Origin of the sequence: Peribacillus sp. RS7, from assembly GCF_041956845.1 — a bacterium.
Taxonomy (GTDB): domain Bacteria; phylum Bacillota; class Bacilli; order Bacillales; family DSM-1321; genus Peribacillus.
Window position 1 is genome coordinate 3997471 of record NZ_CP168135.1, and the last position, 15044, is coordinate 4012514.

11 protein-coding genes and 3 pseudogenes are annotated in these 15044 nt (G+C 37.8%); 11 read left to right on the plus strand and 3 right to left on the minus strand.

The features are described from left to right. Window positions 1–76 precede the first annotated feature (76 nt). Complete coding sequence (locus ACDZ29_RS20075; protein ID WP_375088446.1) at window positions 77–1294, minus strand: cytochrome P450; 1218 nt, start codon at window positions 1292–1294, stop codon at window positions 77–79. A gap of 389 nt (window positions 1295–1683) precedes the next feature. On the opposite strand from ACDZ29_RS20075, the pseudogene ACDZ29_RS20080 reads away from it, so the two are divergent. The 5 genes and pseudogenes from ACDZ29_RS20080 to ACDZ29_RS20100 all read left to right on the plus strand — a co-directional run. Then, window positions 1684–1892, plus strand: a pseudogene (locus tag ACDZ29_RS20080) (VCBS repeat-containing protein); the annotation flags it as partial. A 700-nt stretch (window positions 1893–2592) separates the two neighbouring features. Continuing rightward, the gene (locus tag ACDZ29_RS20085; RefSeq protein WP_375088447.1) at window positions 2593–3588 is read left to right on the plus strand and encodes a LacI family DNA-binding transcriptional regulator; all 996 of its coding nucleotides are present in this window, start codon (window positions 2593–2595) and stop codon (window positions 3586–3588) included. A 191-nt stretch (window positions 3589–3779) separates the two neighbouring features. Beyond that, a complete protein-coding gene (gene hisD / locus ACDZ29_RS20090; RefSeq protein ID WP_375088448.1) occupies window positions 3780–5072 on the plus strand; it encodes a histidinol dehydrogenase in 1293 nt (430 codons plus the stop codon). Window positions 5073–5403: 331 nt separating this feature from the next. Beyond that, window positions 5404–6061 (plus strand): annotated as a pseudogene (locus tag ACDZ29_RS20095) (GntP family permease); the annotation flags it as partial. Between the two features lie 80 nt (window positions 6062–6141). After that, window positions 6142–6840 (plus strand): annotated as a pseudogene (locus ACDZ29_RS20100) (GntP family permease); the annotation flags it as partial. A gap of 165 nt (window positions 6841–7005) precedes the next feature. On the opposite strand, the gene ACDZ29_RS20105 reads toward ACDZ29_RS20100, so the two are convergent. Further along, window positions 7006–7158: a hypothetical protein gene (locus ACDZ29_RS20105; protein ID WP_375091236.1), complete on the minus strand. Its 153-nt coding sequence runs from the start codon at window positions 7156–7158 to the stop codon at window positions 7006–7008. A 584-nt stretch (window positions 7159–7742) separates the two neighbouring features. Between ACDZ29_RS20105 and ACDZ29_RS20110 the strand changes: the two genes are divergently transcribed. From ACDZ29_RS20110 to ACDZ29_RS20135, 6 genes are all read left to right on the plus strand, one after another. Beyond that, window positions 7743–8807, plus strand: a complete 1065-nt coding sequence (locus ACDZ29_RS20110) for an ABC transporter substrate-binding protein (RefSeq protein WP_375088449.1) — start codon at window positions 7743–7745, stop codon at window positions 8805–8807. A 27-nt stretch (window positions 8808–8834) separates the two neighbouring features. Next, the gene (locus ACDZ29_RS20115; RefSeq protein ID WP_375088450.1) at window positions 8835–9650 is read left to right on the plus strand and encodes an ABC transporter ATP-binding protein; all 816 of its coding nucleotides are present in this window, start codon (window positions 8835–8837) and stop codon (window positions 9648–9650) included. A 20-nt stretch (window positions 9651–9670) separates the two neighbouring features. Continuing rightward, window positions 9671–10495 carry an ABC transporter permease gene (locus tag ACDZ29_RS20120; RefSeq protein WP_375088451.1) on the plus strand — a complete coding sequence of 275 codons (825 nt, stop codon included), beginning with the start codon at window positions 9671–9673 and terminating at the stop codon, window positions 10493–10495. Between the two features lie 602 nt (window positions 10496–11097). Further along, window positions 11098–11994: a DMT family transporter gene (locus ACDZ29_RS20125; RefSeq protein ID WP_289324535.1), complete on the plus strand. Its 897-nt coding sequence runs from the start codon at window positions 11098–11100 to the stop codon at window positions 11992–11994. A gap of 92 nt (window positions 11995–12086) precedes the next feature. Continuing rightward, the gene (locus ACDZ29_RS20130) at window positions 12087–12218 is read left to right on the plus strand and encodes a hypothetical protein (protein ID WP_375088452.1); all 132 of its coding nucleotides are present in this window, start codon (window positions 12087–12089) and stop codon (window positions 12216–12218) included. Window positions 12219–12270: 52 nt separating this feature from the next. Next, complete coding sequence (locus ACDZ29_RS20135) at window positions 12271–12696, plus strand: cytidine deaminase (protein ID WP_289324537.1); 426 nt, start codon at window positions 12271–12273, stop codon at window positions 12694–12696. A gap of 272 nt (window positions 12697–12968) precedes the next feature. On the opposite strand, the gene ACDZ29_RS20140 is transcribed toward ACDZ29_RS20135, so the two are convergent. Continuing rightward, the gene (locus ACDZ29_RS20140; RefSeq protein ID WP_375088453.1) at window positions 12969–14753 is read right to left on the minus strand and encodes a LamG-like jellyroll fold domain-containing protein; all 1785 of its coding nucleotides are present in this window, start codon (window positions 14751–14753) and stop codon (window positions 12969–12971) included. Between the last annotated feature and the right edge of the window lie 291 nt (window positions 14754–15044).

Here is a 15044-nt window from a genome sequence, read left to right on the forward strand (position 1 = left end):
GATATATATATTCATTTTTTGTTATTGATAGGTTTTTGTATTACTTAATCTATATATTCTCAGACAGCAAGGCTCTTTATCTTGTAAATTTTAAAGGAAGTCTTTTCACTCCAAAAACGAACGGACTTGGAATCGCCTCCAGCTCAGTCCCTTTTACACCTTCCAATTTTGCAAATGTACTTAATAGTGTCACGAGAGCTACTTCTGCTTCTAGACGTGCAAGCGGGGCACCTAAACAAAAATGAATACCAAACCCGAAACTCAAATGAGGATTTAATTTCCTTTCTAACGTGAACCGATTAGGCTCTGTAAACTTTTGTTCATCCCGGTTTGCCGAAGCGACCCAGCAAATTACTTGTTCCCCCTTTTGGATTGTTTTGCCCCCAACTTTGACATGTTCCTTTGTAACACGGCCAATTGCCTGTATTGGAGGATAAAAGCGTAGTGTTTCTTCTACCAATTTTGGTATTAAAGGCAGATTTGTCCTAGCTTGTTCTTGAATGTTTTTATCTTCTGTCATATAGCGTACGGCATTTGTAATCAAATTAGTTGTTGTTTCATTTCCCGCAACTAATAATAAAACACAGAAAGATAGTACCTCTTCTTCTGTTAATTTTTCCCCATCAATTTTTGCTGCTAATAATAGCGAAATTAAATCTTCTTCAGGATTAACTTTTCTCTCTAAAATTATTTTTTTGAAATATTCTTTAAGAAACCCACTTCCTTCCTTACGTTTCTGTGCCATTATTTGAAAGGCTTCATTTGAATTATCTTTGGCACCTGCCACGAGAACATCAGAATAGGTTTTAAAAAGATTCCGATCCTTAGCAGGGACCCCCAATAATTCGGCAATTATTATGACAGGCAACGGACCAGCAAGGTTATGAACGAGATCCATAGTCCCCTTCTCATTAACTTGATCGAGAAGGTAAAGTGTCACCTCTTCGATTTTATTTTTTAAATCCTTCACTGCTTTAGGAGTGAATGCCTTGTTCACTAAGTTTCTCATTTTTGTGTGTCTAGGAGGGTCCATTGTCAAAATGCTTCCTTGAAGAGTTCCAGACCCTCGTTCCGAAGAAAACAGTTTTGGATTTTTTAGAATATAATGAACGTCCTCATATCGAAACACATCCCAGCAGCTTCGAGCCTCGTCGTACCTTACAGGAGTTTTTTGTCGTAAACTATTAAAGATTGGAAAAGGAAATAATTGATCTGCGTTCGAAGCAATTTCGCTCATGGGGATGAGATTAGCATACTGCTCCACTGCGCTTGTTGATTTACGTTCTTGTGTCATGGTTTCATCTCTCCTTTTATTGTGCCTAATATTCATACAGAAAATAGTCATGAACCGGTTCCTTAACTAAGATAACAAACTCGTAATTTGGTTTCAATTGACATAAATTGAGATATTTTTCAATGAGAAGAAAGTAATAACTCGGAAAATTTGATACACCACCTATTAAAAAACTCTTTTGAATTTCATAGCTTCTCGTTTAAGGTCATACCTGTACCCCAAGTCATGCCAGCAGTGTAATACTTAGCTTTTTATATTTATATCTCAATAAACTCTCAAGCTATCCACAAAATTCCTGCATATAATTCTATATTGATAATAAAGAAATAGTTGGGATGAAAGTTGGATACGTATGATATCAGAATAGTGATTCATTACTATACAAGTATGGTGTTTTGAAGGCACCGATAGCAGGATGGGTCAATCCTATATTTGCTTTATATCCGGTAGATTTTAATAGGGACGGGATATATGAGCTCGAAGCATTTCAGAGGATAGCCGGAAGGTACAATGCCGATTCACTCGGAGTTTTACAGACCGTTTTGAAATGGAACGGCAAGCGTTTGGTCCTGACCGTCAGAATGTGGCTATCTTTGGAAGGCATATAGAATTTAGGAAAGGAATGTTCATGAAGAAGGTAACGGGCAAAACCTTCGCCCAAAAGACACCGAAAGTATGAAAGGTATTAAGGGGAATTATATTAATAAAAAGTAATCTAAAATATAGCGGAAAAATGGATAGGGGGCTTAGTGGATTAGGTCTTCCAATATTGATTTATCACATATTTCATGCAGAAATTGTAACGGGAGATCATCTAACAAACCATTATACCTATATTTACTGCAGTCTTATCCACTATTATTTTTAGTCTGCCACTGAAGTTTTTACCAGAAGCAATAGGTGGGTTTCTGCAAAGGGTGTGTCAATCTAGGGATGCTGGCTACAGTTAAGGGAAATATCATAACTATCGGACAGAAAGGAAGTCCTATAAATTGGATTTAATGGTGGGAGGGGAGCCGGATGTGCGGCTCTTTGTTTTTGGGGTATTGTGAAAAAGCCTATTGAGGAGAGAATAAGTTTCAGATGATAAGCTGTAGCTTGGGCAGCTGGTCCAACCTAAGGTAAATGATCATTACTTGCTCATAAGATATTGAACAAGACATCCAGATTACTCCCCCTTTTAATCTCATGACTATACTTATAATAATTTGTGGTAATTGGCGCTGTTAGTGGTAAAGTTATATAATAAAAGAATGATGATAAAACTCATAATCCACGTATATTTGGAGGGAAGATTCTTGAAGAAAAAATCGGTCAATGCGATGGAGGTTGCGAAATTAGCTAATGTTTCCCAGTCAACGGTTTCGCGTGTGTTTACTCCAGGATCGAATGTGTCTGAAAAGACCAAGAGAAAAGTGAAGGAAGCCGCATCAACTTTAGGTTATCGGCCGAATGCTTTTGCCAGGGGATTGATTATGAACAAATCAAACATGATTGGACTGGCCATGAAAGATATCCAAAATCCGTTTTACCATGAAGTTTTAGGGAAATTTTCTAAGGGGCTTCGCGAAAAGGGATATCATGTATTGTTTGTTTATACCGAAAATGATGAGATTCAACAAGAGGAGATTGCCCAATTTCTTGAATACAATGTAGAAGGTGTTATTGTAACGGATGCCTTTTTGTCCTCCAATGTGGTTTCCCATCTCCATGAAAACAACATACCTGTTATTTTATTTAACCGATACAGTAAAGACATTCCGTGTCACTCCGTAAGCTGTGATAATTATACGGCTGGTAGGCGGATTGGTGAATACCTGCTTGAACAAGGGTACAGCAAATTAGCCTTCATTACGGGTAGGAAAAATACATCGACCAGTCAAGATCGGCAAAGAGGATTTTGTGAGTTTTTAAAGTCAAAAGGGATTGATCCGGTCATTGAAGAAGGGGACTATACGTATGATGGGGCCTATGAAGCCGCATTAAAGTTATTGACACAAGAAAATCGGCCTGAGGTCATTTTCGGAGCAAATGATATAACCGCTTTAGGCGCAATAGACGCAGCAAAAACGTTAAATTTATCCATTCCTGAGGATATTGCCATTGTTGGATTTGATAACATTCAAATGGCTTCATGGCCGTCTTATTCGCTCACTACATGGGAACAGCCTGTCGATGAAATGATTGAATTAACCATCAATACTCTATTAATCGAAATGAACCAAAAGGGTTCCAATTCCAAACCAACTCTAGTATCAGGGAGATTGATCGAAAGAAATACAACAAAATCTTAAACTTTTAAAAAAACTTGACAGATGAAAGCGATTTATTTATTCTATGTTTAGAAGATTTCATAAATTCTTAATTTTCCCCATTCAAATGCATACGTATGCATTTCTGAATGGGGCGACAATTAACTGAAAAATGCATACGTATGCATTTTGAAAGTTTTAATCATAGGTTTTCAAAAACAAGGAGGATTTATATGGCAACTTATTTAAAGCAAGGTAAAGCACAGGAAGAAATTGCACAGAATGACGCACAAGTATCCGATACGGTACGTCAAACGATACTAAAAATTGAGCAAGAAGGCGACGCGGCAGTTAGAGAATTATCTGAAAAATTCGATAAGTGGTCACCAGAAAGTTTCCGGCTAACTGATGAGCAAATTGGAGAAATCATTAGCCAGGTTCCTGATCAGACCATTGAAGACATAAAGTTTGCGCAAAGTAATGTGAAGCGATTTGCAGAAGAGCAAAGGAAGTCCATGATTGATATCGAGGTAGAAACACTTCCTGGTGTAATCCTTGGTCATAAAAATATTCCGGTCAATAGTGTTGGCTGCTATATTCCTGGTGGACGATATCCAATGGTAGCATCTGCCCATATGAGTGTATTAACGGCTAAAGTAACTGGAGTCAAACGAGTAATTGCATGCACACCTCCTATAGGTGGGGAAATCCCAGCAGCAACTGTAGCTGCAATGCATATGGCGGGAGCCGATGAGATTTATATACTCGGTGGCATTCAAGCAATGGCTGCAATGGCTGTCGGAACTGATACGATAAAATCCGTTGATATGATCGTCGGGCCAGGTAATGCATTCGTTGCTGAAGCAAAACGACAACTATACGGACGTGTGGGAATCGATCTTTTCGCCGGCCCTACAGAAACACTAGTCGTAGCTGATGAAACGGCTGATGCAGAAATGATTGCTACGGATATTCTAGGGCAAGGGGAGCACGGTCCGACTTCGCCTGGGGCATTGATTACTACTTCTCGTAAACTAGCAGAAGAAACTGTTGTTGAAATTGAGCGACAATTGGGAGTTCTTAAGACAGCAGACGTGGCCCGTGTTTCTTGGGAGGATTATGGCGTTATCATCCTGGTTGATACCATAGATGAAGCAGTACTTGAAGCAAACCGATTAGCATTTGAACATGTTGAAATTCTTACGGAAAATCCGGACTACTTCCTTGAAAATATGACTAATTACGGCTGCCTATTCCTGGGACCTGAAACAAACGTTGCATATGGGGATAAAGTCATTGGCACAAACCATACATTGCCAACAAAAGGTGCTGCACGATATACCGGTGGTTTATGGGTCGGTAAATTCTTGAAGACTGTTACCTATCAAAAAGTAGCGGAAGAAGCCAGTGCCATGATTGGGGAATATGCTGCGCGCCTTTGCCAATTGGAGAATTTTGCTGGACATGCTGAACAAGCACTTCTTCGTGTACGTCGTTATGGAAAAGTACCGGTTAATAACAAGTAAAAAAGGATAGATAAATTAACTAGTGAAAGAGGATACATAAGCTTTTTATGCATCCTCTCTTTTCAAAAAAATGCACGCTCATTATTTTTGAATTTGACTTTGCTGAAAGTGCAGCTAATGGGGGAAGGCGCACGCAAGACAATTTAAAATTTTACAAAATGCAGAAAACGCTTACAAAACAAACAATTTTATTAACAAACAAGTAAAAGGAATTTCTGAGTGATTCAATTTACAACTAACGAAGCTTTCACAATTCAATTTTGTGGTTTGAATATCCTACGGAAAAAGAAGGAAAACGCATCTAGGTTTTAAGCGATATAGGGGGGAAATAATGGATTTATTCATCATAATACTTGCTTTAGGGCTATTAATGTTTATTGCTTACCGTGGCTTTTCTGTCATTCTTTTTGCACCACTTTGTGCGTTACTTGCTGTCATTCTAACAGAGCCCAGCTATGTTTTGCCGTTCTTCTCTAATATTTTTATGGAGAAGATGGTTGGATTTATTAAAAACTACTTTCCTGTCTTTTTGTTAGGAGCCGTTTTTGGAAAGTTAGTCGAAATGTCGGGAATTGCTGAGTCTATCGCCAAGACGATTGTGAAACTAGTCGGCAAAAAAAGAGCAATTTTAGCAGTTGTACTAATGTGTGCCATATTAACTTACAGTGGAGTGAGTTTGTTCGTCGTTGCATTTGCAGTTTATCCATTTGCTGCTAATCTTTTCCGGGAAGCCAATATTCCTAAACGGCTTATTCCAGGGACGATTGCTTTAGGAGCATTATCTTTTACAATGGATGCGCTGCCGGGAACACCGCAAATCCAAAATGTAATTCCTACTTCTTATTTTAAGACAGATATATATGCAGCACCGATATTAGGAATTATTGGTTCGATTTTCGTTTTATCTATGGGTATGATTTACTTGGAAAGACGTCGTAAAAAAGCTCAAGAGGCGGGTGAAGGGTATTTAAGATTTAATGGAGATGGAGGAGAAACGGCAGTTGCTGCAGAATCAGTCAATCCATTACCGGTTCCTTTAGCTGTTAATACAAGTCCAGTACGACAAATATTTGCATTTATACCGCTAGTTTTAGTGGGTGTGGCGAATAAATTTTTTACTATTTCTATTCCGAAATGGTATCCAGAGGGATTTGACTTTTCAAAGATAGGATTAGATTTGTTTGGGAAAGTAGATCTTGCTACAGTAACAGGTATTTGGTCTGTCGAACTAGCTCTAGTTTTAGGTATTATTGCAACAGTTGCTTACGATTGGGGCCGTGTTACAACAGGGTTTCAACAGGGCATTAATGCCAGTATTGGTGGAGCGTTACTAGCAGCTATGAATACTGCTTCTGAATATGGATTTGGTGGAGTCATCGCTTCATTACCTGGATTCGCAACTGTACGTGATGGTATTTCACACACTTTTACGAATCCACTTGTAAATGGGGCCGTTACAACAAACGTTTTATCTGGTATTACTGGTTCTTCGTCTGGTGGAATGGGAATTGCGCTTAGTGCGATGGGAGATAAGTATATACAAGCTATTAATCAATATAATATTCCTCCCGAAGTAATGCACCGTGTCATAGCGATGGCATCAGGCGGGATGGATTCGTTACCTCATAACGGCGCTGTTATTACCTTACTTGCGGTTACAGGCTTAACACACAAACAATCATATGGAGACATCTTTGTGATTACAATTTTTAAGACACTAGCAGCATTTGTAATTATTCTAGTCTACAGCTTAACTGGATTAGTCTAATAATAAAAAGGGATTAGAAGATCATGATAAATTGTACTTAAAGCAACGATACTTTACTTCAATACCAGGAGCTGATTAGCAGCTCTTTTTTGTATGAAAACAAATAAGAACTCCATATTCTAATTTTTGAAGGACGTAAATGTACTATGTCGTTATTTTATCTGGTTACGCAGTTTGTTTTTCAGATGGAGCGATTGTATAGCCTTTCTTTTTTAGGTATTCGATCATTTGTCGATTGATCTTACCGTCTTCATCATAAACATGTTTCTGCCAACGATTTGAAACAAGTCCAACGGTGCACCTTCCAGCACCTTTCATTTATTGTGCTGATTCATGTCCTTTACCGTTTCAATTGCCCTTAGCAATTTGGACCCCAGATATTGTAAATGAGGAACCACCTTTAGCTCCCTTCGTATTTAGATTTTGAGACACCCTCTTATAACTAGACCACTCGGTATATTTCTTAACCTTCTTTTTTTCATGAGTAGTTTCATTTACTCGTTGACTACTAGCTGCGCTAGCTTCATTAGGCATTACAAAGAGCACAAAAGAAATACTAAACATTGCAAACGTTTAAATCTGGTGAAGCATTAATGGACTGACAACTAAGTCTTTTTCCTTTATTAAGAATGGAACAAAAGATTTATTTTTACGGAAGCAGATAATTGTATCTTAAGAGTTAAAGTACACTCATGATTTTAAAAGAGTGTTTTTTTGTGCTGTAACTCACTGAATTATCTAAATTTTCCAAATTATAATTGACCATACCGGGACAGCTGATTTAGAATTGATATGTATATGAAATTATGTTTTTTATATAAAACTAAAAGAAGGAGGAATAGTAATATCTTTTTATGGAGAATTTTTAATTGACTAAAAATTGATTTAGGGAGGTAAGGCATATGTTTAAGAATAAATTGGCATTCGTTCTGCTTTGTTTGGTGTTAATAGTAACTGCATGCGGTCCAAGTGACGAAACAACTACGGAAAATAAAGGGGATTCAGGAGGAAAAAAAGCGATTAAGCTTACTTTTACGGAACCTGCACGGTTATTGTCAGTTGCCCCTTTATATGTAGCCATTGAGCAAGGATTTTTTGAAAAAGAAGGAATAGAAGCTGAGATTGTATCTGGTGGTGGAGGAGCACAAGTCATTGCTTCTGTATTATCGGGAGAAGCTCAGTTTGCGGTCTCAGGTCCTCGAAGTATGTTCACTCCTCTTGACAAAGGTGAAGATTTAATGGCGATTCAATCTTTAAATTCAGCGCTAACTTATCAAATTACTCTCTCTAAACAATATCAAAAGAAAAAGAATGTTTCTAAAGACTCATCACTTGAAGATAGAGTTGCTTCATTGAACGGCGCGACTATTGGTACAAACCTTGTTGGCGATTCTGGAGACGTATACACCCGATATTTAATGCAAATGCATGGTATTGATCCCAAAACTCTTAAAGCCGTCAAATTAGCAGGAGATGGATCGAAGATTGGCGGTATGCAGGAGGGGATTGTTGACGGGGGAATAGCATCACCTCCAATGGGTTTACAAGCGGAAAGTAAAGATGTTGGTGAAATTGTAATTAATACAAGTGAAGAGCCAATGTATGGGAATATGGTCTGGGAAGCTGTTTTTGCTAAAAAAGAATATTTAGAAGAAAATCAGGAAACATCTTTGAAAGTAGTTCGGGCAATAGGGAAAGGTATGGAATTCACACGTAATAATCCAAGAGAAGCAGCCGAATCAATCGTATCTTATTTTGATGGAATTGATGTTGATATCCTAGAGGAATCACTAATCGGATTGAAAAACACTTTTAAAGGCTATGGGGAAATGAATCAAGAAGCTTGGGATAATGCCCAGGATCCATTAGTTGAATTCGGCAAGTTGTCAGGCGTTTCTACTAAACAGGATACTACTGAAGATGTTATTTGGACAAATAGTTATATAGAAGAAGCATTTAAAAAATAATTAGATAGAAAGGAGATGATAGGTAAGATGGAAAATGCACAACTGGAAAAGTTCAAATTGTCCACTCGTTTTTTGGATGTTACTTACGTAAACAATAAAACTGGTGCAGAAGTGATTGCCCTGCAGAATATAAACTTAAATATCAAAGATGGTGAATTTATATGTATTGTAGGGCCGAGCGGCTGTGGGAAAACCACTTTTTTAAATACTGTAGTTGGATTACTTAAGCCAAGTAAGGGAGAAATTCTATTAGATCAGCAAAAAATTGATGGTCCCGGCAAGGACAGGGCAATGGTTTTTCAAAACCCGAGCCTTTTACCTTGGAGAACAGTTTTGGAAAATGTTCTCTATGGTGTTGAACTGCTAAAGCAATTAACGGCAGAGAAGAAGGGAGAGGCTAAAGAATTTATTGAAATGGTCGGTTTAAAAGGTTATGAAAATCATTATCCCCACGAATTATCAGGGGGGATGCAACAAAGGGTAAACTTGGCTCGAGCATTAACGGTAAACCCGTCCTTAATATTACTGGATGAACCATTTTCGGCATTGGACGCACAAACCAGGGAGTTTATGCAAGGTGAGTTACTTAGAATATGGGATGAGACAAAAAAGACAAGTCTTTTTATTACACACCAAATTGATGAAGCCGTATTTTTAGCTGATAGAGTTTTTGTTTTTGGAGCAAGACCAGGACGTGTAGTGGAGGTTGTTGATGTTGATATACCTAGACCGAGAGATCTTCATGTGAAGCGCAGCCCGGAATTTTTAGAGTTTGTAGACCATATATGGTCCATTATTGAACAGGAGTCTTCAAAACAAGGTTTCGATAATAAAGAAAAATAATATAGTGAAAGGAGAATAATATGACGAAGGGTACGATCCAACTTACACAATCAAAGCACAAGATAAAAAAGGCGAAGAAAATAAAAAAAGAAAAGAAGTCGTTTTTTATCAGTGTTGCTTCTGTTTTAATATTCCTGTTGCTTTGGGAAGTTGCCTCTCAAAACGAATGGATAAATCCATTGTTCATTAGTTCACCAGTTGAAATTGCCCAAGCGGCAGTGTTAATGGTCCAAGAAATATCTTTTTGGGAAAATATGAAGGTGAGTGGTTACGAATTTGTTTCAGGCTTTGTTTTAGCCATACTTATTGGAATTCCGCTTGGTGTGTTATCGGGCTGGAATTCTAACTTTAATGCAGTCGTTAACCCTTTCATTTCAGGATTATATGTAACGCCTAAAGTCGCCCTTTTACCAGTGATCATAATTGCATTTGGAATAGGACCAGCATCAAAAATTGTTATAGTATTTTTGATGGCCTTCTTTCCAATAGTGATGAGCGCTCAAAAAGCTATGTTAACATTAGATCAAAACTTAATAAAGGCAGCAAGAACATTTAGTGCAAGTGAATTTCAAATTTTTAAAACAATCGCTTTGCCTTCGACGGTACCATTCCTTTTAAACGGTATTCGCTTAGGCATTGGTCAAGGATTAATTGCTGTAGTTGTAGGTGAATTATTCGCTTCGACTGCTGGTATCGGATATCAATTGACAAGCAATGGTCAAAATCTACAAACAGATCGTATGTTTGTTGGAGTGTTGGTCATTACGATTACGGGAATCATTCTAACTTCATTATTAGGCATTATTGAAAGACGCTTTTCATCTTGGAAACCAGAAAATAGTTAATGAAATTTATAATATAAACGTTATTTTTGCAGTATTGCTTCACAAAATGGTTACAGTGTAAAAGCCAAAAGACAATATTTCAAGTAAGCTTAATTTGGAAAAGGTAATTGTAAACGAGTTTGTAGACAAAAGGGGTTCCTTCTGAATATTTAAACATAGTTGATTGGAACGGAAGGTACGAGACTCCTGCGGGAAAAGCGCGTCCAAGGGAGACCCCACAGGCGCCAAGAGCGCCGAGGAGGCTCCCGGACCGCCCGCGGAAAGCGAGTGCCTGGAGTGGAAATCAACGTTCATATTTTACACTCCCTCAAAAAAATGTAGGCAATCTTAATATCGAGTTTGTCTACAGTCTGAACAAAAGGTGCTTCCTATACGAAGCACCTTTTGTTTAGCATGCTTTTCAAACCTAATCTATCTTTAAATGAAGATTTCCAATCCAATCCCATATGGAATAGAATTTCTACAGCGATGATTACAGCCCAGAGTGTACACAAATTCCTTTTCTTACTATGCCACTTCACAGCGAGATAGGAATTTTATTGAAGTTCTTACGTATCCATGATACCTTCAGGTTATAGTGAATGGTATGGGAGGAATTGGTTTTGAACACTAAAGCATTTTTATTGGCATCCATTACAGTTATTATTTGGGGATCTACATTCGCTGCTATTCGTGCAGGCTTACATGGCGGGTATTCAGCTGGTCATTTGGTACTTGTGCGTTATCTTATCGCATCAGGGATTTTTGTCCTTTATGCTCTATGGCCTGGCGTGAAATTTCGACTCCCGAAAAAAGAGGATTTGTTGAGAATATCGATCCTTGCATTTATTGGTATTAGTATGTACCATATCGGGGTGACATTCGGGGAACTTACCGTTTCGGCGGGAACCGCTGGAATGCTGATTGGTTCAGCACCCGTTTTCATCGCGATCATTGCTGCTATCGTTTTAAAAGAACGCCTCGGCTTATTCGGATGGATTGGTTTAGGAATAGGATTCACAGGGATCACCTTAATTACATTGGGTACTGCAGGCCCTTCGCTAACTATTTCGGAAGGAGCCTTTTTAGTGCTGATGTCTGCTGTTGCTTCTGCGGTGTTTTTTGTTTTCCAAAAGCCGTTGTTTAGCCGTTATAATCCCATTGAATTGACAGCTTATTTCACATGGATCGGTACAATACCCTTTTTTATATTTTTTCCTGGGCTATTTCAAGAAATGCAACACGCTACAATGGAAGGACATTTATCAGCGATTTTTGTTGGTATTTTCCCTGCGGCCATCGGTTATGTTACATGGGCAGTCGCACTCTCGTTAGGAAAAGCCAGCTCCGTATCCAGTCTGTTATACATTGAACCTGTAATTGCCATTTTCATCGCCTGGGTTTGGCTGCAGGAGGTACCCAGTACTCTTTCGGTCATTGGTGGTGTGATTGCGATATTAGGGGTCCTTGTCGTTAATGGGTTCGGAAAGTACAAATCAGTGATGAAAAAAGCAGCATGAAAACGTTTTCTGAACTCGGGATAGCGGGAGTTGGAGAATGTAATGATGGATATAAAGGATGAAATGTTTTAAAGAAAAGTGGGGAGGTAAAATTGGTAAAACGAAAATTCATGGATGCAGATATGAAAGAAGCAATCGAAAAGCTGCTTGAAATTGTTAATCATCAAATAGCTACACGCTGGGTTGCAGACTGTGCTTGGTTTAAAGATTGTTTAAAATCCTAGTAAAGTAGTTGGAAATGACATCGGATCCTAAAGATTCATGGGAGGCAATCACTTGGAAATTGAACAAAGACTGTACGAAATGGTCATTGACTTAATAAAGGAAAGATACCCTGAAGGATGGGGCGGTGCAGCGGCAGTATGGTTAGAAGATGGTACGGCTTTAACCAGCGTAGCTCCTGATATAATAAACGATTCAACAAATCTTTGTATGGAAACAGGAGCCATATTAGAGGCTCATAAATTGAATAAGAAAATTACTCATTCAATATGTGTAGTTCGTGATGATGAGAAGTCAGAATTTAAAGTGCTTTCTCCCTGTGGAATATGTCAAGAAAGGCTTTTTTACTGGGGTCCGTCAGTTAAAGTGGCAGTAAGTTTACCAAGACACGACCTAACGTTCAAAACATTAGCAGAAGTGCAACCGTATCATTGGACTGCAGCTTATGATGAATATAAGGAAAAATGGACTGATAAATAAATTCAAGAAAGTACAATGTCGGTTGAGTCTTAGATAGGGTGCGAGCTTATTTAGAAAAGAGAAAGATATTTCAGGTCTTAAAAGATATACAGATTACGCTAATGAAAAAGAGATAATAACATCTAAATTACTGGTTTTGGAAAAAACAAAATGATGATTAGAGCATGACGGTTTGAAAAATTCAACATTATATTTGGCTCCAAAATAAGGGAATCCCCCCAGGTTGAAAGATCGTTAATTATACCTGGGGATGGATTTTTTCGTCTTTTATATTAATTAAAATTAAATCTATTTTTAAAGTCCCAATCTAATTTAAATGAATTATTTTCACCTGTTAAAAATTTATAATCGACGTAGGATTTTTCTTTTTTAGACATTTCATCGACAAATGGGGAATAGGTACGAAAAAAAAGTTTGTTCTTCTTTTCATCAAATTCTACTAGTCTTAGCCAGCCATTTCCCCCTCGATAATTTGTTTGGTAATTGACTAGCATTTGAATGACATCATTTCCTGCTGTGTTTTGTTTTACACGATGTGCTATCCCGAAATAATGTCCATTTACAGTCATGAACACTTGATTGTGGTTCTTTACAAGTTCATCCCAAATCAGTTTGCCATTAGATGACTCGACGGCATTGGTTTTATCATCCTTAACCTTTGGAAAAATAATATCATGTGAGACGAGGATGGTCGGTTTATCTTTATGCTGATTCAGAACCTGTTTTGACCATTCCAAGTCCTTATGCAGATTTTTCATATCCACTATTAAGACTAAGTATTCATAACTCCCTGCCTTAGCTATTGCATATGAGCTATACCCAGAGTGAGACGACCCCTTATAGTATTTTTTATTCATAAAACGCTGCGGCCCATAATGTGTTAAGAAAGGATCTCCGTCAGCATAGTCATGATTCCCTGCAGCCATCATATATGGAACTTGATTTTTATCCAGATGGGAAATGGCTCCGAGGGAAATCTGCCATTGTTTTTCTGAATCACTATCGACAATGTCCCCAACAAATGTATTCATAACGATATTGTTCTTCTTTGTGTTATTGGAAATCCAGTTCATTTGGCTTTTGAAAATCTCTGGGTTTTGGCTTGAATATTTCTGGGTATCTGGAATGAAAAGGAAATTGTAATTCTTTTTATTCGTTAGAAAGGGTAAAGCCTTGTTTGATCCTTCGAATGGTTCATCATCACGAGCATCCTGCACAAGCCATTCTTTTTCAGTCAAAGCCTTATTAGCAATTCTTATTTCCTGGATATTCCCTTTGAATAGTGCATTAAACTTATTTCCCCACTCAGATGCTCCGATGTTCCAGCCTTTACCTTTAACTGCTGCAATACCTATTACTTTTTCTGATTTTCCGTAATCACTAACGCCATTCAAAGTTAAAGTCGTCGTGTTACCGTCATTAACAACCGCCAAATGGTACCATTCATCAGCATTTAATGATCGAGACCAATTGCTTACATTGTAATTTAAATTAGATGGATGGCTTGTCCATTGGATTTTTTGATCACTGGATACAGTTAAAGCAGAAAGGATTTTCTTCTCACCTTCCAATTTATTAAGATCGGCAGCCTGTCCTTGTCTAGAAAAAAGCCCCATGACACTCTTGGAATCACTTGGCAACTTAAAAATCGCTTCGATGGTAAAACCCTTATCGAATTTCTCCGAATTGATGGGTGAACCCTTTTTGGTTTCGAAATATCTCCCTGAAGGGGCGTTTTCGTAATTAGCGAACGCCAAGCTATCCACTTTTTCGAGATCATGATAATCTTCTTCAGACCATTGAATCATATTTTTTAATTCAGGCGAGGCAGGATCACCTATCGTCACTAACTCTAAATCATTTCCATGTTTGCTCGTATCTTCTATAATTAAATTACCTTTATCGATTGAACCGCTTTTAACATGTTGTTTTGTGAATTTCCAATTTGCCACGATACTGCTTCGATTATTTTCAGCAACGGAATCAGCCGACTTGGCAATACCAGGAACAATTATACATAAGAGTGAGAGACCTATTAATGCTTTTTTCATTCTCATAAAACATTCACCCCATTAATTTTGATTAAGCGATATACATTTCTTCTTTATACTACCTGGATAATTTGTAGCGAACTAAGCCTAGGTAGATCCCGTATAAGCTGCAATATGGTATAGTTTGCTTATCTTTTTGATAACTTATTAAGGATGAGTAAAAAAGACTTATTCCTACAAAACCCATTAGGAAATAAGTACTAATGGATTTGATTTGACTTTTTGAAGGTTCGCTCTAATCAAGGATTACTAGGTAATTGAAAATAGGATCAATATGAAGATTCATTATAAAATTGA